The organism is Chitinibacter sp. GC72 (assembly GCF_009760905.1).
Taxonomy (GTDB): domain Bacteria; phylum Pseudomonadota; class Gammaproteobacteria; order Burkholderiales; family Chitinibacteraceae; genus Chitinibacter.
Map to the genome: position 1 here is coordinate 274,757 of NZ_VIRW01000002.1, position 20,085 is coordinate 294,841.

The window sequence follows — 20,085 nt, forward strand, 5'->3', positions numbered from 1 at the left end:
TTCTAAAATTCGAATTTCTTCCCATTCATTAGCAGCCATCATCTCAAAAAGAGCAAGAATATAAACTAATACGCATTCTTATTGACAAATCCTTTAAATATCGTAAAAAACACTATTTTCAAATCAAGGAACAACGACCAATGTTCCAGATAATGTAGGTCGTACTCCACCCGTGCTTCCATCTTATCCAGCGTATCGGTTTCGCCGCGCAGGCCGTTTACTTGCGCCCAGCCGGTAATGCCGGGTTTCATTTTGTGGCGCAGCATGTAGCGGGGGATGAGCTCTTTGTAATGGTGGTTGTGCTGCACCGCATGCGGGCGCGGCCCTACGATGCTCATGCGGCCTTGCAGCACATTAATAAACTGCGGTAATTCATCGAGGCTGGTGCGGCGCAAAAATGCGCCTAACGGAGTAATTCGGTTATCGCCCTTGGTGGCCTGGCTCACATGGCCGTCGCTTTCCTGGTGGACTTTCATACTGCGGAATTTATACACAGTGATTTCTTCACCATTCCAGCCATGGCGGCGTTGCTTGAAAAACACCGGCCCCGGCGATGTCACTTTCACCGCGATTGAGATCGCAATCATGATCGGGCTGATCAACAGCAGGATCAGGGTGGCCAGAATATAGTCTTCCACTAGCTTCACGATTTTGTTAATCCCGCCCAGCGAAGAGGCCGAAATATCCAGCATGGGCACGCCCATGATGAAAGTGATACCGTGGTTGATAATGCGATAGGTCAGCATATCGGGTACCACACGAATGTCAGCGGCACTGTGGCGCAGCGCGTGCAATACCTTGGGGATGAGCTCGGTATCGTGCGCCGCCAGATTGATCCAGACCTCATCAAAGTCATAGTGGTCGGCCAGATCTTCCACTTGCTCCAGCGCGTGCGGGTTCACAATCTGGCTGATGCGATAGCCGCTCCAGGCCGATAGGCGGGCGCGATCACTCAATGCGGCGCTCATCGGGCCAGTACCCACCAGCAATACATCGCGGGTGCGATAGCCTTTTTTGCTCAGCCAGCGCAGCACCAGCATAAAGCTGCTGCGCTCAATCAGCAGCCCTATCAGCATTAGCCCCATCCAGGTGCCGATAAACAGCCGCGAATAATCGCCAGCACTTTTGGAGAACACCAGCCAAGCCATCAGCAGCACGGATACGGCAAACCAGCATAATTTCGCCCGGGCAAACACGGCCCACCAGCTACCACCCCGAAAAGACTGATACACCGCCGATGACACCCCCGCCATAATCAGGCTGGTGGCCAGTACCAGGGTGGCATAGCTGTTATGCAAGCTCGCATCGCCAAAGCGCCAGTAGGCCGCGGCATACGCCGCCCCCCAGACGACCAGCATGTCGCACAATAAAATTAGCTTGCTAACAATGGTTGTGCCATGGCGAGTTGCGCTTTTTCGCATTGATACTTACTGCCTCATCGGGTTATTCAATTTGGTTTAAATTTCGTGTTTTTCGGCAATATCGCCGTAGGGCTGAGTCAGCTGCCCTGGTTTGCGCTTGGCGCAACAACACGTCTGCTCGCATCCAGCACAGCGCGCGGTAGCTCATGCCATTGGCAATTGATCGGGAGTGTGGCTAGCCCGTTTTACCCAATTCATCACTCCACTGGGCATTGGCTCAGGCCGTGTATTGCTTGGCGCAGCAGGCATTTGCTGCAGCGGTTCAATCCACTTTTGCCCGATTTTTCAAATCGGCATGCACTTGTTTTGTTTAATCTTTACATATGATTTTAACATAAATATTACATGTCTAATTAATTACAAAAACCACACATTTAATTGGCAATATATTTGAATATTAATAAATTCTAATAATCAGATTTAATGAATACTGTTAGGCATTTTTCAATTTAAGAAAAATTTAATCTCAAAAACACCCACACCGCCCATTTTTCATGCAAATGACGTTGACAACTGTGTGCCATCTCACTACCCTCGGGGGCAATAATGTATTCACCCTCATAGGTTAAAAATCATGAACATAAAATCAGTTGCTCTGGGTTTGGCGCTGTCTGTGTCGCTCAGCCTGACAGCCTTTGCAGCGTTCGATAAAACAATGACGCCCACACAGATTGAAGCCATGGTGCAAACCATGAAAAAAGAAAACAAAACCGCCGAAGACATCACGGCAGCGGCCTTGGCTGCGGGCATTTCAGCCGATCAGGTAGCAGTGTCTTTGCTGAACCAAGGCTTCAAAGCTGACGCCGTGGCAGCCAGCCTGGCTAAATCAGGCGTGAAAACCGATGCCATCATGTCTGCCATGTCTGCAGCGGGTGCCAAAGGTAGCGAGATTGCCAGCGGCCTGGCTTCCGCGGGCGTTTCCGAGCAAGCGATTGCTGCTGCAGCGGTGAGCAAAGGCCTTGACCCGGCCCAATTTGCACAATCAACCGCATCGGGTGACAACCCTGCTGCCAACAATGCAGCCCCCCCTGCAGCCGGCAATGCTGCAGCACCAGTACTGGCTCTGCCTAGTGCGCCTTCACTGGGCGGTGGCGGCAGCTCTGCGGTTTCGCGTAATTAATTTGTGCCTTTTTTGGCGTCAAGCTAAACCCGGGAAGATGCCTTGCGCATCTTCTTTTTTTTGTGTTGTTCAATCGTTCTGTCGTATTTTTTCTGCTAACGGTTTAGCCACCCTGGATATTGTGTAGAGATGGTCAATTCTGCCGCCCTTCGTTCGGATCGTGATGCGCCGCTGTTCTGGCTGCTGATACTGCAATTGGTCTGGGCGCCCCTGCCGTTGGCGAGCAATCGTACCTGGGCGGTGGGTATTTTGCTCTTGCTGACGTGTGCGCTGTGGCTGGGTGCGGTGTGGATTTTCCGTGGGCAATGGTCTGCGGTTTGGGGCCGCTGCCTGCAGTTCAAACTCCCCATAGGTATATTGCTGAGTATATTGCTGTTAGTCACCCTCCAGACCATACCCCTACCTTATTCGATTCTGACTATACTATCGCCCACAGTGGCGGAAACCTGGCATAGTGTTGCGCCGAGTGGTAGCGCCAGTTTGTCGCTCAATGCGGCGCACACCCAGCTGCAAGCTGCTTTATGCCTCATTTACGCATCGGCCTTTCTATTCACCGTGCTGCTGGTGCGCTCGGCGCGCCGGCTGAATGCGCTGGCATATGCACTGATAGTCATGGCTCTGTTTCAAGCTTTACTGGGCGGCTATCTGTTTTCGGTTGAGGCGCAGTACGAGCTGTTTACCAGCGAAGTGCTGCACGACCGGATGCGCGGCACTTTTGTTTATCACAACAATACTGCAGCCATGCTGGCAATGTGTTTATCGGTGGGGATTGGCCTGTTTCTGGTGCAGCTGGAAAAATCCAGCCCGGCCACCAGTAAGCGCTGGCTGGTGCATGGGCTGGATTTTCTGCTGAGCCGGAAAATGCTACTGCGGCTGGCGCTGGTAATTCTGGTGATTGCACTGGTCATGACGCGTTCGCGCATGGGCAACGCCGGTTTTTTCATCGCCATGCTGCTGAGTCTGGCGCTGTATGCGGTGTATAGCCAGAAGACGCGCAAAGTGGTGCTCGTCCTGCTGGCCAGCCTGATCGTGATCGACATCTGGGTTCTGGGGCAGTGGGTGGGGCTGGATAAGGTGGTGGCACGGCTGGAAGCCACCCAAGTCAGCAAGGCAGAGAAGAACCAGCTGGCCGCTCGGGCGCAGCAGCAAGCCAGCGACGAGCTGAATTTTGTCAAACCCCGGCTGGAAGAATCCATTGAAGAGCGCGCGCTACCCGTTGCCTATGCGCGCCCGGCGATTGCCGATTATTTCTGGTTTGGCTCGGGTGCCGGGACTTTCTATTCGATTTTCCCGCAGTACCGCCCTGCCGAATCGCGTGGCTATTATGATCATGCTCATAACGATTATGTCGAGATCCTGACAGACTATGGCGTGATTGGCGCCAGCCTGTTTGCGCTGCTGGTTCTGGCCTCGTTCTGGCGCATTATCCGCACCATCCAGACCCGCTCGCACCCGGTTGCCAAAGGCATTGCGCTGGGCGCACTGATGGCCATGCTGGAGATCGTGCTGCATAGCACGGTGGATTTCAATCTGCAGATTCCGGCCAATGCGCTGCTGATTACGGTGATTATCGCGCTGGGCTGGTGCGCATCACAGGTCGATAAAACACCCCCTTCATTAACCCGTGTGCCGCCGCCGGCGGCCGATTGATCGAGCCAAAGGCCATCATGTCATTACGGATCAAGTTTTTAATCGGCCTCACCTTATTGTTTACGGTGCTGATGGCCGGGCTATTTATCGAGCGGGTGCAGAGCACGCGCCAATACGCGCAAGACCAGCTCTCGGCCACCGCGCAAGATGCAGCGTCATCGCTGGCCTACCCGCTGGCGCGCGCGCTGGGCAAAAACGATGTCATTCTGGCCGAAACGGCGATCAAGGCTTTGCTTGATCGCGGCTATTACCAGCACATTGAAATTGTGTCGGTACGCGGCAATAGTCTGGCCAAACTCAGCCAGACCAGAGTCATTGAAGGGGTTCCCGCCTGGTTTATCTTGGCATTGCCGCTGGAGCTCACGCCAGGCAGCGCGCTAATCAGCGACGGCTGGCGGCAGATGGGCCGCGTGGTGGTAGTGAGCGATCCGGCACTGGCGTATCAGCAGCTCTGGAAAACGCTGACACGTACCACGGCGATTCTGAGTCTGGTCTATATCATTAGCCTGCTGCTGATGGTGGTGCTGGTGCGCCAGCTGCTCAAACCACTGCGCCAGATCGAGCAATCGGCGCAGCAAGTACAGCAAAGGCAGTTTCACCCCATCAGCGATCTACCCGGCACACGCGAATTTCGCCGGGTGGTCGAAGCATTCAATGTCATGATCGAGCGCGTACGGCAGTTTCTGGCCATTGAGCAGCAACGCGCCGAAGAATACCGCCATCAGGCTTTTACCGATCCGATCAGCGGGCTGGATAACCGCCGCAGCCTGGATTTGCGGATTGACCATATTCTGAAAAATCAGCCACACGACAAAAACGCGGCGGCCATCGCCGTTCAGCTGGCCAATCTGGTCGAATTCAATACGCAGGAAGGCTATCAGAATGGCGATCTGGCGATTGCCGAATTTGCCCGCGCGCTGCGCGACACCATCGGCCCACAAGCGCAGATTGTGGCGCGGCTCGATGGCACCAGCCTGCTGGCGCTGCGCTACGATCTGGACGAGCAGCAGCTGGTGCAGCTGAGCGATGATATTTTGCTCGCGCTACGCAGCATTACCATCAAAATGCCCAAGCCGATCCGCTACGCGGTGGCAATTGTGGATTTTACCGCCGGGATGAATAAATCCCGCCTGCTGGGCGCGGTCGATCTGGCCTTGCAACAGGCTCTGTATGGCGGCGGCGAAAGCATCCAGCGGACCACAGCCAGCACCAGCGGCGACGATTACCCCAGCGGCTCGCAGGAGTGGCGCGAAGTACTGCAAACGGCCATCCGCAACAAACATTGGGGTATACAGTCGCAGCCAGTGCAAACCATAGCTCACAAGGCAATACTCCACCATGAAATTACCGCAACGCTGCAACACGATCAGCAGCCCTGGATCAAGGCCGCGCTATTTGTGCCGATGGCCGCACGCCACGGCCTGCTGGAAGAAGCCGAGCGCTCTTTGTTCGAGGTGATTATTGGCAAGCTTAAAACCAGCCCGACTTTGGCCGGGGAATCCATCGCGCTCAATATGGGGCTGCTCGGTGCTTTGGGTACGGTAGAGGGGCAGGATATTTTTCTGCAGCAGCTGGATAAAATCAAAACCTACGCCAGCCGGATCGCATTTGAAGTACCGGAACATCAACTACTGGCGCACCCCGAGCTGGCCAGACGGCTGGCCAAACTACTGGCCGATAGCGGCTTTCGCTTCGGCATCGACCATTTCGGCTTTTCTGCCAGCGCGGCGTCGCTAATGCAAAGCCTGCGCCCGCAATACGTAAAAATTGACCGGCGCTTGATCCGGGATATGAACGATCATCAGGATTCGCGCCAGATGATTGCCTCGCTGCTGCAAGTGGCCGATTCGCTCAATATCCTGACCATCGCCCAGGGCGTAGAAACGCAGCAGCAATGGCAGCAGTTGGAAGAAATGCAGCTGAAGGCCGCACAAGGCTATCTGATTGGCCGCCCTACCGAAGTGATTTAAACGTCATCGCCAAGCACACCAAGCAATAAAAAAGGAGAACCGAGGTTCTCCTTTTTTCTACGTCATTTTCTGCACTAGCCGGCATTCACCGCAGGTATTCACACCATGGCGGGCAGCAGCGCCTGCTTCATTTTTTGCAAGGCTTTGGCTTCGATCTGGCGAATACGCTCGGCAGAGACCTGAAACTCGGCGGCCAGATCGTGCAGGGTCGAAGACTCGCCTTCATCAGTCAGCCAGCGCGCTTCGATAATGCGACGGCTGCGTTCATCCAGTGAATCGAGCGCGGCACCAATACCCACCGATTGCAGCTGGTCCAGACGGTTGCGCGCCATCACGGCAGTCGGCTCGCTATGGCTATCAGCCAGCCAGTCAATCGGTGCGTAGCCTTCATCGTCGCCATCATCAGCTACCAGCGCGATGTCCTGCCCGGTCATGCGGGTTTCCATTTCCAGCACTTCTTCGGGTTTGACGCCCAGATCATCAGCGATTTCTTTGGCCTGGGTATGGGTCAGCGCGGCAAAGCTGGACTTCATCGAGCGCAGATTGAAAAACAGCTTGCGCTGCGCTTTAGTGGTGGCGATACGCACCAGACGCCAGTTGCGCAGAATATATTCATGAATTTCGGCTTTGATCCAGTGCACGGCAAAAGAATACAAGCGCACGCCACGGCTGGCTTCAAAGCGTTTCACGGCTTTCATCAGGCCGATATTGCCTTCCTGGATCAGATCGGCTTGCTGCAGGCCATAACCGCTATAACCACGGGCAATCGACACCACCACGCGCAAGTGCGACAGCACCAGCTGACGAGCGGCATCCAGATCATTGTGTTCTTGATGGCGGGTAGCCAGATCGTGCTCCTCTTCCGGAGTGAGCATCGGAAACGCGTTCACACGCTGAACGTAACGCTCAATGCTGTCACCAACAGATAGTGCAGGTAGCGTTAGTGCAGTACTCATGATTCGATCTCCTGTCCAAAAATACATTGACTGCTCAATATTAGCACTCTTATTGCTAGAGTGCTAAATCTGTTGAGAGTTCAATGATTGAATCACAGAACAGCAGCATACTGCACGGTAATTATTACTATCGGATGGATAGATTTCGCCTTTCTACAGGCTGGCCTGACACACCCGGTTGCGGCCTTCGGATTTAGCGCGATACAGCGCCCGGTCTGCGCGGATCATCGCGTCCTGCACCGACTCGGCAGCACCGACCAGCGCAACACCCTGGCTGATCGTATAGGAAAAATGCCGCTCGCCCTCTTCCACCACGACCTTGCTGTTTTGCACCAGAGCACGGATGCGCTCGGCAATCGCCAGAGCGTGTTCCAGATCGGTGTCGGGCAGCAGAATAATAAATTCTTCACCGCCCGTTCTGGCCATCAGATCGCTGGAACGTAAGGCTTGGGCACACCAGCGCGCCAACTGCACCAGCGCCTGATCACCACATTCATGCCCGTAGCTATCATTGATTTTTTTAAAGTGGTCAATGTCCAGCGCAATCAGGCTCAGTGGCGTGCATTTGCGTTTGGCGCGGTCGCCCTCTTGTCTGGCTCGTTCGTACAATGCGCGACGATTGAGCAAGCCAGTCAGCGGGTCGGTGCGGGCGACCACTTCCAGCTGGGCGATCAGCTCGGTGTTTTTATTGATCAGCTCGATTAGATTATCGTTCACTGTATTGAGTGCGCTGGCCGTCATCTTTTCAGTGGTCAGATCCGTCGCCAGCTCAAAAAAGATCTGCTCGGCATCCGCTGCCGATTTCAGGGCAATCAGCAAAGAGCGGGCCCAGTAAGGACTACCATCCGGGCGTTGCCCCGAAAACTCCAACGTAACCGGCGTACCCTGCTCGGCCAGTGTTAGGTAATAGCCAATCGACAAGCCTTCGGGCTGCAGGCCGAATTCGGCACGTGATTGACCCAGCATGGCTTTGGCAGCCTGACCGATCAAACGCCCGTATTGTTCACTCACATAGGTAAATCGCCCCTGGCGGTTCATCATTGAAATCAGTGCGTGATCCTTCATCGCCCGCAGCCAGCTGGACTGGCTATTGATCTGAATCTGTAATTCCTTGCGCAACTGCTTTTCAGCAGAAATATCGACGGCAAACCCGGCAATCCCGCTTAATTGCCCGGCCTCATCGTAAAGGCAGGAGCGATGGCAGCGCAGCGTGCGGGCATTTTCCCCCGGATAAGGCAGCTCCAGCTCGGCAATGCGCGGATGGCCTGTTGCCAAAACAGCCAGCTCTTCAAACTGGACATGCTCATACAACCAGTCGGGCAACAAATCGGCGTCGCTGTGCCCTAGAAACGCCTGGGTAGACAAACCATGCAAGTGCTCCAGCTCGGGATTAACCCAGATATAACGCGACTGCAGATCCTTGATCCAAGCGGCAACCGGTAAAGCCTGCAGCAAGGCCGATTCGGCAAAATGGACACTATCGGCATCGTCTTGATTCATGCTGGCCCCGGTCAATTGTACTCAACCACATAGCGATAATAATCACTACGGAAATAGGAGTAGGTCAATTCAAAAGCGCGGCCATTCGGTAAAAAACTAACCCGGGTCAGACGCAGCAAAGCCTGTCCGGGCACAAAACCGCATAGCTCGGCCATGGGCTGATCGCAGATGTAGGCGTCAATTTCTTCGACGGCCTTGGCAATCACCAATTGATGTTCGTGCATGTACTGATATAGCGATGCACCGACTTCATCAGGGTTGGGCAGAATATGGCTGGGCAAAGTCGTTGACTCGTAGCCAACCACCTGATCATTGGCGGTACGCAGGCGCTGCAGACGGCTGACTTTTTCGCCTGTTTTCAGCTTCAGCCGCCACTCTTCTTCCAGCTCCGGCTCGCCTATTTCACGCTTAAGCCAGACCGAGCCCGCTTTAAAGCCACGCGCGTGCAATAAGTCGGAGAAATTGCTCAGGTGCGACATCGGCTGATCAATTTTGGGGGTGATCTGGTAATACTGGGTACTGGTCTGCAATAACCAACTTTCGCTAACTAGCCGGTCAAATACCACCTGCACCGTAGCCAGCGGCAAGTCAAACAGCTGGGCAAATTGCAGCGCGGTGGGCAAGGATTCATTGGGCAACCAGTACCCCGCCGTGATCGCGATTTTCAGCTTCTGGTAGAACTGCACCATCAGCGATTGCGGGGAATTAGGGTCAGGGGCGAGGGCCCGCAATTTGCGATCTGAAAGCGGATTGGACTGCATGGTAAGAATCCTCGGTGACAGGCTCTGAGCATAGCAGTACCGCGCCAAATTGCTAATGCGCCGCCGAGGATCTGCTAAACACTAGCGCATCAGAATTTCTCGCCCCGCAACACGCGCACTTCGGACAGCCACTGCACCAGGGCAAAATGCTCGCCAAAACGCTGCATGATTTCCTCAGCCAGTGCTTCAGCGCTGGCGGTATCGGTGATCAGCTCGATCTGGATATTTTCATTGGCGTCAAAATTGCCCCGCTTTTCACCATGAGCGCCCTTGCCCCGGGCAGCAACGATGGTCCAGCCGCGAATCTTGCGCTCATTGAACAACTCGACCAGATCATTCTCCAAGACGGCCTCGGTGACCAGCGTTAGCATGGATTTGGGATAGAAAGCCATTGTCTGTCCTTAAAAAAACAGCATCGTGAATTGGTGATACACCGGAATGCCCACCAACAAATTAAACGGGAAAGTCACGCCCAGCGCAGCACCCAGCGACAAGGCCGGATTGGCCTGTGGCACCGCCATCCGCATCGCGGCAGGCGCAGCAATATAGCTGGCTGACGCCGCCAGCGTGGCCAGCAACACTACACCGCCCGGCGACAAGCCCATCATCAGGCCAAAACCGATCCCGATCCAGCTCAAGGCCAGCGGCACGCCCACGCCAATCGCCAGCACCAGCGCGCCATGCTGACGCAAAATGCCGAATTTACCGGCCACAACCAGCCCCATTTCCAGCAGGAACAGCGTCAGCACCGGCTTGAATAGATCAAGATACATTCTATCGAGCGGCTGAATGCCCTGCGGGCCGGCAATCAAGCCAATCAGCAAGCCGCCAATCAGTAGCACCACGCTTTTGCCCAGTAATACTTCATGCAGCAGCTTACCCCAGCCGTGCCCCGCCTGCTTGGCCGCGCCAGCCGCGCTGCCTTTGAGCCGCGAGAGAATCACCCCCACCACCAGCGCAGGCATTTCCAGCAAGACCAGAAACAGCGTGGTTTGTGATTCGTAGCTGATATTCAGCCGCGAAAGGTAGGCCACACAAACGGCAAAAGTAACCACTGAAGTCGAGCCGTAATGTGCGGCAATGCTGGCCGCATCGACCTGACTAAGCCGGATGCGCAGCAAAGGGTATAAAAGCAGTGGGATAATGGCGCCCATTAGCAACACCAGCATCGCCTGCGGCAACACATCCATAATCGGTTGCTTGGCCAGCGCCAGACCGCCCTTAATACCAATGGCCAACAGCAAAAATACCGATAGCGTGTCGTATAGCGCACTGGGCAACTTCAGATCGGATTTGGCCAGTCCGGCAGCCAGCCCCAGCAGAAAAAACAGCACAACGGGATCGATTTGCATGTAGAAATGTTTCACGTTTATTGGAGTAATAGCGCAACTTTACTACATGGCGCCGAGTAAAAAAACTCATAAAAACAATGAGGACATTCAAGATGGCGTGTTGCTGACAGGCAGATTTCATTGGCAGCAGAGAAAATCGATAGACGCAACTGAGAGTAGTACTCCAAGATGCAAAAAAAACAATGGGTATTGCCTTCAAAGGCAATACCCAATTAATTTTTCTGCGCATACCCAGACGAATAGCATATCAATACTGCAAAAAATCTAGGCCGTGCTATTTTCCAGCTCGTGAACGCGCAATTGCAATGATTGGCGCTTGAAGCTGGCCAGTCGGTGGTTCATAACATGATTTACCAGCCCGTCGGACAAATCGAAGTGCTTGCTCCAGTGCTGGAACTCCAGATCGGTTTGCCCAAGTGAATTATGGCAACGAGCCAGCAATTCGTGCGATTGCATCATCAGATAAGGATTAGGTAATGAGCTGGAAACATCCAGCGCCTGATTGAGAAAATACAAAGCCTGATGTGGCCGTCGGGCGTCCAGATTGATTTCGCCAAGGCCAATCATGGTGACCGCCTTGCCCCAGTTATTGCTGCTATGGGCGTTCAGCACCAGCGCACGTTTCAGCTGATCACTAGCCGCGTCAATTTTGCCTTCGGCCCGGAACAAATAAGCGCGGTAGTAGTAAATTTCTGGCTCGTACTCACAAAACGGGATCCCTAGCACCAATTCCTGTGCCTGATCAATGTATTGATGAGACAACAGATTCTGCCGTCGATGATAGGCATAGGCCGCCAGATTAATCAGCAAACATACCTTCACTTCCACCGGCACCTGCTTGACCAGCTGCATTTCATGCTGAGCCTTGTGCGTGTACTCAAGGCAGGACTGGTGGTCTTCAAAAATCCAGAACAGTTTGCCAATACCAATATAGGCTTGCGCCCTTGCTTGCGCCCAATCACGGTCAATGCCCACTTCCAACAGTTGCAACCAGTAATCCATTGCCGCGTCGTACTGGCTCATGCCGTACAGAATATCGGCGTAGCAGTTCAGCGCCTCCAGCCAGATAGGCTCTTGCTGATGCGCTTGCGCCAGCGTAATGGTGTGCAAGGCGGTGCCTTCAATAACATCAATCGGGGTGGATGCTTCGGCGCGGTAGGCCAGCAACTTGATCAGTGCGGCTTCGGCTTCAAAAGTGCCATAGCCGAGGATATTGGCCCGTTCGGCGGATTGGTCGGCTAGGCGAATGGCTTCAAACGGATTTGAGTGGATGAGGGTTTTGGCAATATCAAGGGTCTGGCTGATTTGCTCGCGTAGATTATATTGGCCCATGGTCTTACTCCATCTGACTTGCTTCACGCCGCCCTGTGGGCTGGTCGTGTTTGCGCCGCAAGTACATCTATATATTATTATGTGCTTAATTATAGAGGAATAAAAAAGCGGGCATAAGCCCGCTTATCAGCCTGAAGATGACTGTAATAATTTATGCTTGACCCGAGATGATCAGATATTTCTGGTGCAACTCTTCCTTGCTTTCCTTGTGGTCCGGATCAAGCGGAATACAGTCAACCGGGCAAACCTGCTGGCACTGTGGCTCGTCGTAGTGGCCGACGCATTCGGTACACAGGTTGGGGTCGATCACATAGATTTCTTCGCCTTGAGAAATCGCACTATTGGGGCATTCTGGTTCGCATACATCGCAATTGATGCATTCGTCAGTAATGATCAGAGCCATGATAGATAATCCTTAACAAAACAATCGAGTAACTAGATATACAGAATTGTCCCACTTTCACGCGGCAACGACAACCTTACTCTGCAATCTGGCCGCTTATTTTTTGATCATCGACCGATGCGCGGCAGATCAGCGCATATTTCACCGTCCCGGCCTTGCCCTCGCGCAGGATCTCCCAGCCGGTCAGATCCGGCCATTCGGCACATTCTATATACACCCGCGCATCGTCGGCCAGAAACGGCACGACCAGCGGCAGGACCTTCTCCAGCAATGGCGTGGCAAAGGGCGGATCGAGCAAAACCAGATCAAATGGCTGGCTATTGCGCGCCAGAAAACGCTCAGCGTCGCTCAAAATCACGTCAACATGATGGGCACCGAGTAGCTGAGCATTGGCTTTAAGTGCCGCGTGCACCGGTTTAGCCATTTCCACCATCACGACTTTTTTCGCATTGCGGCTAGCCGCCTCAAAACCTAGGCCACCACTACCGGCAAATAGATCCAGACACACCTGCCCGGTCAGGTCCTGCCCCAGCCAGTTAAACACCGTTTCGCGCACGCGGTCGGGCGTTGGGCGCAGCGCCAGCGAATCAGGAAATTTCAAAAGTCGGCGTTTATATTGACCCCCAATAATACGCACCTGATTTTTATGCTGTGCAGACACGGTTGCTCCGGTAAAATCCTGTGAATTCATTATTTTCCGCGATTTGTAGCCCGAGCGCCAAACCCATGTTTAGTTTTTTCAAAAAAAAGAAGCCCGCTGACACCGTCGCGGAGCAAGATTTAGCGCCTGCGCAAGTCACACCCACAGCGCAGACCGCGCCAGCAGAACACGTCGCGCAAGCCACGGAGGCCGGCGCCGCCACTGTTCCCGCAGCGCCCGCCGTGCCAAGCACGCAGCAAGCCCCGGCGCAAACCGCTGCAGCCGAACACAGCGCCACTGCCGTGACAACACCAGAGGTATTGCCCGCTACGCCAGAGCCAGCAAAGCCTGCAGAGCAATACATCGAGACTGATCCAGCCAAACTGGGCAACACCGATCAGCCGCAAGAGCGCCCCAAGCTCTCATGGGCCGACCGGCTGAAAATGGGTCTGGCCAAAACCCGCGATAAATTGGGAAAAAGTCTGGCCAGCGTATTTGGCGGCGGCAAGATTGACGACGATTTGTACGACGAGCTGGAAACCGTGCTGCTCACCGCCGATATGGGCGTTGATGCGACACAACATTTATTGAAAGACGTCCGCGAGCGCGTGTCCCTCAAAGGTTTGAAAGACCCGAACGAGCTCAAAGGCGCATTGAAAGACAGCCTGGTCGAGCTGATCCAGCCACTGCAAATTCCGCTCAATGTCGAAGGCCATAAGCCGTTTATTTTGATGGTAGCCGGCGTCAATGGCGCAGGTAAAACCACGTCGATTGGCAAGCTGGCCAAATATTTCCAAAGCCAGGGCAAGAGCGTCTTGCTCGCGGCGGGCGATACTTTCCGTGCCGCAGCGCGCGAGCAGCTGGTGGTCTGGGGCGAGCGCAATGGCGTACACGTGATTGCGCAGGAATCGGGCGATGCGGCAGCGGTGGCGTTTGACGCGGTGAATGCGGCCAAAGCGCGCGGCATTGATGTGGTGATCGTCGATACCGCCGGTCGCCTGCCAACGCAATTGCATTTGATGGAAGAAATCAAAAAAGTAAAACGCGTGGTGCAAAAAGCCGACCCGACTGGCCCGCACGAAATCATGCTGGTGCTCGACGCCAACACTGGCCAGAATGCACTCTCGCAAACCAAATCGTTTGACGACGCGCTGGGCTTGACCGGCCTGGTGCTGACCAAGCTCGATGGCACCGCCAAAGGCGGCGTGATCGCGGCGATTGCCAAAAATCGCCCGGTGCCACTGCGCTTTATCGGCGTGGGCGAAACCATCGACGATCTGCGCCCCTTTGTCGCCAAAGATTATATTGACGCGCTATTTGAATAAACCCGGTTTGGGCTTGCCTCCTGCGCAAGTTTAAATCATGGGGTATCGCCCTGTAGGCAACAGCCAAATTAACTCGCATGGCAATACCCCTAAGGCAATATTCAGCTGCCGTGTTGACAACAAGAATCGTAGGGTGGGTTAGCCCCTCAGGGCGTAACCCATCCGCGTGATCAACACAAGATCTGAACATGGCCAAAAAACCTACTCGACGCCAGCAAACTGCACAAGGACCGACATGATCCAGTTTCAGCAAGTCAGTAAAAGTTATCCCGGTGGTTTTGACGCCATCAAAAACTTGAGCTTTGAAATCCCGACCGGCGAGCTGGTGTTTCTGGCCGGGCATTCGGGCGCAGGCAAATCGACTTTGCTCAAGCTGATTGCCGGCATCGAAAAGCCCAGCAGCGGTGCGGTGCTATTGAATGGGCAGAATCTGGCCCGCATGAGCCGTGGCTCGCTGCCGTTTGTGCGCCGCCATCTGGGGCTGATTTTTCAGGATCACAAAATCTTGTACGACCGCAGTGTGTTCGACAATGTGCGCCTGCCGCTTGATATTATCGGCTTTGATTATCAGGAAGGTCGCCGCCGCGTGCTGGCGGCGCTGGATAAAGTCGGTCTGGCGGGCAAGGAAAAACTCAATCCGGTATCGCTATCCGGCGGCGAGCAGCAAAGGCTCTGCATCGCGCGCGCCGTCGTACACCGGCCATCAATTTTGCTGGCCGATGAGCCAACGGCCAATCTGGATCGCGATTACGCGCACGATATTCTGGAATTATTCAAATCATTCCATCAGGTTGGCGTCACGCTGGTGATTTCGGCCCACGATGAATCGCTGATGGCCGATTATGGCCGCCGCATTTTGCGCCTCAAACACGGCCAATTTACCGCATAAAAAGGGAACACGATGAAAGCCTGGTTCCGCTCGCACACCCTCGCCTTCACCCGCTCGGTGGGAGGCTTGTTCCGCCAGCCAATTGGCAGCCTGCTCAATTTGCTGGTCATCGGCATTACGGCCGCTTTCCCGCTCGCGCTGTGGCTGCTGGTCAGCAGCCTGGCGGGCATTAGCAAAAATATCTCGGTAGAACCGCAGCTGTCGGTGTTTATGGTGCCCAGTGCCGATCAGGCCCAAGTAGCGGCCCTGCAGCAAAAACTGGAAAACGATAATCGCCTGAAAGTCGTGCAATTTATTGCCAAGGATGAAGCGCTGAAAAAACTGCAAAGCAGCTTTGGCTCGGCCGATTTGCTGGCCGGCATCAGCGAAAACCCGCTGCCCGACGCTTTTGTACTGCAGGCCAAAGACCCCAACCCGCAGCTGCTGGCCACGCTGAAACAGGAGCTGGCCACGCAAGCTGGCGTTGAAGAAATCCAGCTCGACTCCGAATGGGCGCACCGGCTGGCACGCATTAGCGAACTGGGGCAAAACCTGTTTGAAGTAGTACTGGTGATGCTGGGTGCGGCTCTGGTGCTGATTACTGGCAACGCCATCCGCATGCAGATTTTGACGCGCAAAGACGAAATCGAAGTGGCCAAGCTGATCGGCGCAACCGATGCCTTTATCCGCCGCCCGTTTATCCATAGCGCAATTGTGCAAGGCATCACGGGCGGGCTATTTGCCGTTGGCATGGTGTGGGGCGCAATTGCTCACACCAATCCAGCCATCGAAGCACTGGCCAAATCCTATGGTCAGCAATTTGCCCTGCAAACACCGGATGCGCTAACCATCCTCATCGTCTGCGCCACCATCGCCACGCTGTGCTTAGTCGGCGCGCTGATCGCGGTGTCACGGCATTTGCGGCAGTATCGCTAACTGCGCGCCCAAACAACGCAGGAAAAATCAGGCGCACGCAATGTTGAACAACATGGATTCAAATCAAACAGAGCAAAACATGCATATATTCCGCCTGGAGGCTTTCTCGGAGCACATTCATTCCGATTTTGATATTTTTTATGGGGATCACAGCGTAGGTGTATTGCAATTGATCAGCGCAACGCCAGCACCTGGAAGCACTGATTCTCGGCATTTTTCATTGATTTTCAGCGGGCAGCCAACGCCCCACTTGCCACAACGTACCTACCATTTTGTTCACGCCATACTAGGCAGATTTGACTTGTTCATTGTACCAATCGGACCAGACCGGCAGACTGGGCAAATGTTATATGAAGCTATAATTAATCAATAAGTTAGACTATTCCCTACTCTACAAATACAACCTATACTGCCGGGCTAGGCGACATGCAAGATAGTCAGCCACCCCGCAATCTTGACTCAAGGCCACTTGTATTTTTCGTCAGGAATATTTTTAAATCGGGCTTAATTCGCAAGGAGTGATGATGGCTGAAAAATCGGCAATGACGCGCAGAAATTTTTTGATCTGCGGAAGCGCCGCGACCTTAGCGGCAACTGGGCTGACCGCTTCGCGGCAACCACTTCACTCTGTAAAAGCATTAGAAGTTGCACCAGCCATTTGTAGCAGTGATTTATCGCCTGCGACTGCAATCTGTCCGAGCACAATCTCATTGAATGACTTTGCCTCTTTAAAAGGGCAGATTTTTACAGTATTTAATCAAGATAAAAGCGCGAAGCTACGACTTACTGATGCGCAATCATACGCTCAGCCGGAATCTACTCAAGCAACACATGGGCGACGCGACCCTTTTAGTCTGTTGTTTGTGGCTGAAGAAGGTGAGCTCCTGCCTGATGCCATTTACACAGTGCAGCACGCAGCAATCAAGCACCTTGATCTATTTCTGAATCCGGTTGGCGCTGCACAGAAATCATCTCAAACGTACTATCAGGCTGTATTTGGCTAATCCAATGAATTTAGCAGTGAATCATCAGCTTCTAGGGCTGCGACCTATAAACAGTGACGACATGCCGGTTTTGCAGCAGATTTATGCTGCTAGCCGAGCCGCTGAAATGGACTTAGTCCCATTCTCGGAACCACAGAAGGCCGAGTTCCTGCGGATGCAATTCATGGCTCAGCATACCCATTATCAAACTTATTATCCAAGGGCGGATTTTTGCTGCATTGTGCAAGAAGAAACTGTGCTTGGCCGTTTATATATTGATCGCCACCCTAACGAAATCCGCATTATGGATATTTGCTTGCTGCCCGAATATTGTTACCAGCGCATTGGCAGTTATTTCATGAAACAGTTACTCGGAGAAGCGAGTCGAGCCAGAGCCAGATTGACTGCCCATGTCGAATTTGGCAATCCTGCCAGAGCCTGGTATGCCCGACTTGGTTTTCAAGAGATCGAAGAGCGTGGAGCATATATTTTCGTCGCTAGAGAACCTGATTTGCCCATTTCACAGCCGCCCTCAAATACAATCGGCGCTCAATCGCCGCTAACGGTTGCGAGTCAAACCAATCACCCTATGGAGAACACCGATGGCTGAACCATTTTTGGCCGAAATACGGGTTTTCAGCTTTGTCTTTGCCCCTAAAGGCTGGGCGCTGTGCAATGGACAACTGCTGCCGATCAATCAGAACATGGGCTTGTTTTCACTGCTGGGCACCACCTTCGGTGGCGACGGGCGCGTCAATTTTGCCCTGCCGGATTTTCGCGCTCGCACCCCCATCCATGTCGGCAATGGGCATACACTGGGCGAACGCGGCGGTGAGCAGGCTCACACGCTGTCAATCAGCGAGCTGCCGGAGCACACCCACCTAGTGAGAGCCGCGGATGCACCGGCCAACATGCTGAATCCACATGGTGCCATTCCGGGCCAGGCCCCCAGCCCGCAATACTCCGACACCAGCCCTGGCAATGCACTGGAAACCTCGGTAGCGGGCCATCCATCAAGTATCAGCACGATTGGCGGCACGCAGGCGCATCTGAATATGCAGCCCTTTCTGACGCTGAATTTCTGTATCGCCCTGCAGGGCATTTTCCCTTCACCCACCTGAGGAAACAACATGGCTCAACCATATGTTGGCGAAATCCGCATCTTTGCCGGTAATTTTGCCCCGGCTGGGTGGATGTTCTGCGAAGGGCAACTGCTGCCAATTTCAGAGAATGAAACCCTGTTTCAGCTGATCGGCACCACCTATGGCGGTGACGGGCAATCCACCTTTTCGCTGCCGGACCTGCGCGGGCGCATTCCCGTCCATCAGGGCAACGGTTTCATCCTGGCCGAAACGGGCGGTGTCGAGGAAGTCACGCTGACCGTGTCACAGATTCCGGCTCACAGCCACGTGCTGCATGGCAAACAGGCCACCGCGCAAGCCGCCACCGGCAATGCCACCCACCGCGCTCCCTTTGGCGCCCAGGGCGGCCATTTGCCGGCGAGCGGAGCCACCAAGGCCTACTCGTCGCAGCAACCGGCAGCGCAACTGAATGCCGCCACGCTGACAAGCAGTGGTGGCAGCCAGCCGCACAGCAATATGCAGCCCTATCTCTGCGTGAACCACATCATTTCCCTGTACGGGATCTTCCCGTCTCCCACCTGAGAACATCTATCATGGCCGATCCATTTGTTGCCGAGATTCGCATTTTTCCGTTCAATTTTGCCCCTAAAGGCTGGGCTTGGTGCGATGGGCAGTTGTTACCGCTCTCTCAGAACACTGCGCTATTCTCGCTACTGGGCACGACCTATGGCGGCAATGGCAAAAGCAACTTTGCCCTACCTGATTTACAAGGCAGGGCAGTAATGAATCCTGGTCAAGGACCGGGTCTGTCGCTACACGATCTGGGCGAACAGGGCGGCAGTGAGACTATTACGCTGATCGAGTCAGAAATGCCTTCGCACAACCACAGCATGATGGCTACTGCCGCCATCGGCAGTAGCCACTCTCCAGAGAACAACGCTCTGGCTATTGGTGCAAAAGCGACGCCACTCTATAGCCCCGCCAGCTCGGCCTCGGGAACCATGCATACAGAAACGCTAATTGCCACGGGCGGCGATCAGCCGCACAACAATATGCAGCCCTACCTGACCTGTTATTTTGCGATTGCACTGCAAGGCATATTTCCACCCCGCACCTAACGCAATCCCCGCGAGCCCATCGGGACAATGCAAGATCAAAATACAGTACAGAGGTTGTTCAGATGAAGCACATTCGATGTTCAAAGCAGATCGCACTTTTAGCAATTACTTTACTGCTCACCGCCTGCGGTGGTGGGGAATCAAATAACGACAAAGCACCAATTACACCAGCCAGTGCTTGTACCGGCGCAGTGCAAGAGTTGTTTGTTGCAATGCAGGGGAGCTATGACGGGCTAGCTGATCCTGCATTTGCTAGTGGTGCCGCCCTGCCATTGACTCCAGGAAAAGTATATCCGGTGATGATTTCCGGCAAAGAATGTGCCATCCGCTTTACAGGCAACAATGATGTGAAATACAACTTCATTTACGGCGAACCGGGAAACAAGGCAGCAAGCAAGTTAACAGGTTTTTCGGGTACAACCATCATCAAAAACCCTGTCACCCTTAATCTGACAGAGAATCAATACAACATAAGTATTGCAACATCAAATAACACTATTGAACTAGAACGCAGAGTTAAATCCATCTCCGGCGCAGAAGTGACTGATGGAGACTTGCATCTGTACAGCATCCCCGGCCCCGCCTCTTTTGGCGGAATGCAATTAAGAGCAGCCAGCAAACGCTGATACATATCGCAGACGGCTACGGCGGGTACGATAGGCGCTGGC

The 20,085-nt window shown here is 54.0% G+C and carries 22 protein-coding genes; 13 read left to right on the forward strand and 9 right to left on the reverse strand.

Annotated elements, in window-relative coordinates:
* Positions 1-65: 65 nt before the first annotated feature.
* A complete protein-coding gene (locus FLS37_RS02940) occupies positions 66-1,421 on the reverse strand; it encodes an undecaprenyl-phosphate glucose phosphotransferase (RefSeq protein ID WP_157314427.1) in 1,356 nt (451 codons plus the stop codon).
* A 574-nt stretch (positions 1,422-1,995) separates the two neighbouring features.
* On the opposite strand from FLS37_RS02940, the gene FLS37_RS02945 reads away from it, so the two are divergent.
* The 3 genes from FLS37_RS02945 (at position 1,996) to FLS37_RS02955 (ending at position 6,161) form a co-directional block, all read left to right on the forward strand.
* Positions 1,996-2,541, forward strand: coding sequence for a hypothetical protein (locus tag FLS37_RS02945; RefSeq protein ID WP_157314428.1), 546 nt, complete (start codon positions 1,996-1,998; stop codon positions 2,539-2,541).
* A gap of 129 nt (positions 2,542-2,670) precedes the next feature.
* On the forward strand, positions 2,671-4,191 hold the full coding sequence (locus FLS37_RS02950; protein WP_157314429.1) for an O-antigen ligase: 1,521 nt from the start codon (positions 2,671-2,673) through the stop codon (positions 4,189-4,191).
* 17 nt (positions 4,192-4,208) lie between these two features.
* Positions 4,209-6,161, forward strand: a complete 1,953-nt coding sequence (locus tag FLS37_RS02955) for an EAL domain-containing protein (RefSeq protein WP_157314430.1) — start codon at positions 4,209-4,211, stop codon at positions 6,159-6,161.
* 98 nt (positions 6,162-6,259) lie between these two features.
* On the opposite strand, the gene rpoH is transcribed toward FLS37_RS02955, so the two are convergent.
* The 8 genes from rpoH to rsmD form a co-directional block, all read right to left on the reverse strand.
* Positions 6,260-7,117: an RNA polymerase sigma factor RpoH gene (rpoH, locus tag FLS37_RS02960; protein ID WP_157314431.1), complete on the reverse strand. Its 858-nt coding sequence runs from the start codon at positions 7,115-7,117 to the stop codon at positions 6,260-6,262.
* 153 nt (positions 7,118-7,270) lie between these two features.
* Positions 7,271-8,617 carry a diguanylate cyclase gene (locus FLS37_RS02965; RefSeq protein ID WP_157314432.1) on the reverse strand — a complete coding sequence of 449 codons (1,347 nt, stop codon included), beginning with the start codon at positions 8,615-8,617 and terminating at the stop codon, positions 7,271-7,273.
* An 11-nt stretch (positions 8,618-8,628) separates the two neighbouring features.
* The gene (locus FLS37_RS02970) at positions 8,629-9,378 is read right to left on the reverse strand and encodes a GntR family transcriptional regulator (protein ID WP_157314433.1); all 750 of its coding nucleotides are present in this window, start codon (positions 9,376-9,378) and stop codon (positions 8,629-8,631) included.
* Between the two features lie 89 nt (positions 9,379-9,467).
* A complete protein-coding gene (locus FLS37_RS02975) occupies positions 9,468-9,770 on the reverse strand; it encodes a P-II family nitrogen regulator (RefSeq protein ID WP_157314434.1) in 303 nt (100 codons plus the stop codon).
* Between the two features lie 9 nt (positions 9,771-9,779).
* Positions 9,780-10,730, reverse strand: coding sequence for a sodium-dependent bicarbonate transport family permease (locus FLS37_RS02980; protein ID WP_157314435.1), 951 nt, complete (start codon positions 10,728-10,730; stop codon positions 9,780-9,782).
* 264 nt (positions 10,731-10,994) lie between these two features.
* Positions 10,995-12,062: a lipopolysaccharide assembly protein LapB gene (locus FLS37_RS02985; protein WP_157314436.1), complete on the reverse strand. Its 1,068-nt coding sequence runs from the start codon at positions 12,060-12,062 to the stop codon at positions 10,995-10,997.
* A gap of 151 nt (positions 12,063-12,213) precedes the next feature.
* Entirely contained in the window at positions 12,214-12,465 is a 252-nt protein-coding gene (locus FLS37_RS02990; protein ID WP_157314437.1) for a YfhL family 4Fe-4S dicluster ferredoxin, read from the reverse strand.
* Between the two features lie 76 nt (positions 12,466-12,541).
* Positions 12,542-13,126: a 16S rRNA (guanine(966)-N(2))-methyltransferase RsmD gene (rsmD, locus tag FLS37_RS02995; protein WP_232522474.1), complete on the reverse strand. Its 585-nt coding sequence runs from the start codon at positions 13,124-13,126 to the stop codon at positions 12,542-12,544.
* A gap of 65 nt (positions 13,127-13,191) precedes the next feature.
* Here rsmD and ftsY point away from each other — a divergent pair, with 65 nt between their 5' ends.
* From ftsY to FLS37_RS03045, 10 genes are all read left to right on the forward strand, one after another.
* Positions 13,192-14,430: a signal recognition particle-docking protein FtsY gene (gene ftsY, locus FLS37_RS03000; RefSeq protein WP_157314439.1), complete on the forward strand. Its 1,239-nt coding sequence runs from the start codon at positions 13,192-13,194 to the stop codon at positions 14,428-14,430.
* A 235-nt stretch (positions 14,431-14,665) separates the two neighbouring features.
* Complete coding sequence (ftsE, locus tag FLS37_RS03005) at positions 14,666-15,319, forward strand: cell division ATP-binding protein FtsE (protein ID WP_157314440.1); 654 nt, start codon at positions 14,666-14,668, stop codon at positions 15,317-15,319.
* Between the two features lie 12 nt (positions 15,320-15,331).
* A complete protein-coding gene (ftsX, locus tag FLS37_RS03010; protein ID WP_157314441.1) occupies positions 15,332-16,234 on the forward strand; it encodes a permease-like cell division protein FtsX in 903 nt (300 codons plus the stop codon).
* Between the two features lie 40 nt (positions 16,235-16,274).
* Complete coding sequence (locus FLS37_RS03015) at positions 16,275-16,607, forward strand: hypothetical protein (RefSeq protein ID WP_157314442.1); 333 nt, start codon at positions 16,275-16,277, stop codon at positions 16,605-16,607.
* Positions 16,608-16,755: 148 nt separating this feature from the next.
* On the forward strand, positions 16,756-17,238 hold the full coding sequence (locus FLS37_RS03020) for a hypothetical protein (protein ID WP_157314443.1): 483 nt from the start codon (positions 16,756-16,758) through the stop codon (positions 17,236-17,238).
* Positions 17,239-17,242: 4 nt separating this feature from the next.
* Positions 17,243-17,827 carry a GNAT family N-acetyltransferase gene (locus FLS37_RS03025; RefSeq protein WP_157314444.1) on the forward strand — a complete coding sequence of 195 codons (585 nt, stop codon included), beginning with the start codon at positions 17,243-17,245 and terminating at the stop codon, positions 17,825-17,827.
* A complete protein-coding gene (locus FLS37_RS03030) occupies positions 17,820-18,338 on the forward strand; it encodes a phage tail protein (protein WP_157314445.1) in 519 nt (172 codons plus the stop codon). Before FLS37_RS03025 ends, FLS37_RS03030 begins: the two co-directional genes overlap by 8 nt.
* Before the next feature lie 9 nt (positions 18,339-18,347).
* The gene (locus tag FLS37_RS03035) at positions 18,348-18,881 is read left to right on the forward strand and encodes a phage tail protein (RefSeq protein ID WP_157314446.1); all 534 of its coding nucleotides are present in this window, start codon (positions 18,348-18,350) and stop codon (positions 18,879-18,881) included.
* Positions 18,882-18,892: 11 nt separating this feature from the next.
* Positions 18,893-19,417, forward strand: a complete 525-nt coding sequence (locus FLS37_RS03040; protein WP_157314447.1) for a phage tail protein — start codon at positions 18,893-18,895, stop codon at positions 19,415-19,417.
* Between the two features lie 62 nt (positions 19,418-19,479).
* Complete coding sequence (locus FLS37_RS03045) at positions 19,480-20,043, forward strand: hypothetical protein (protein WP_157314448.1); 564 nt, start codon at positions 19,480-19,482, stop codon at positions 20,041-20,043.
* The last annotated feature ends 42 nt before the right edge of the window (positions 20,044-20,085 follow it).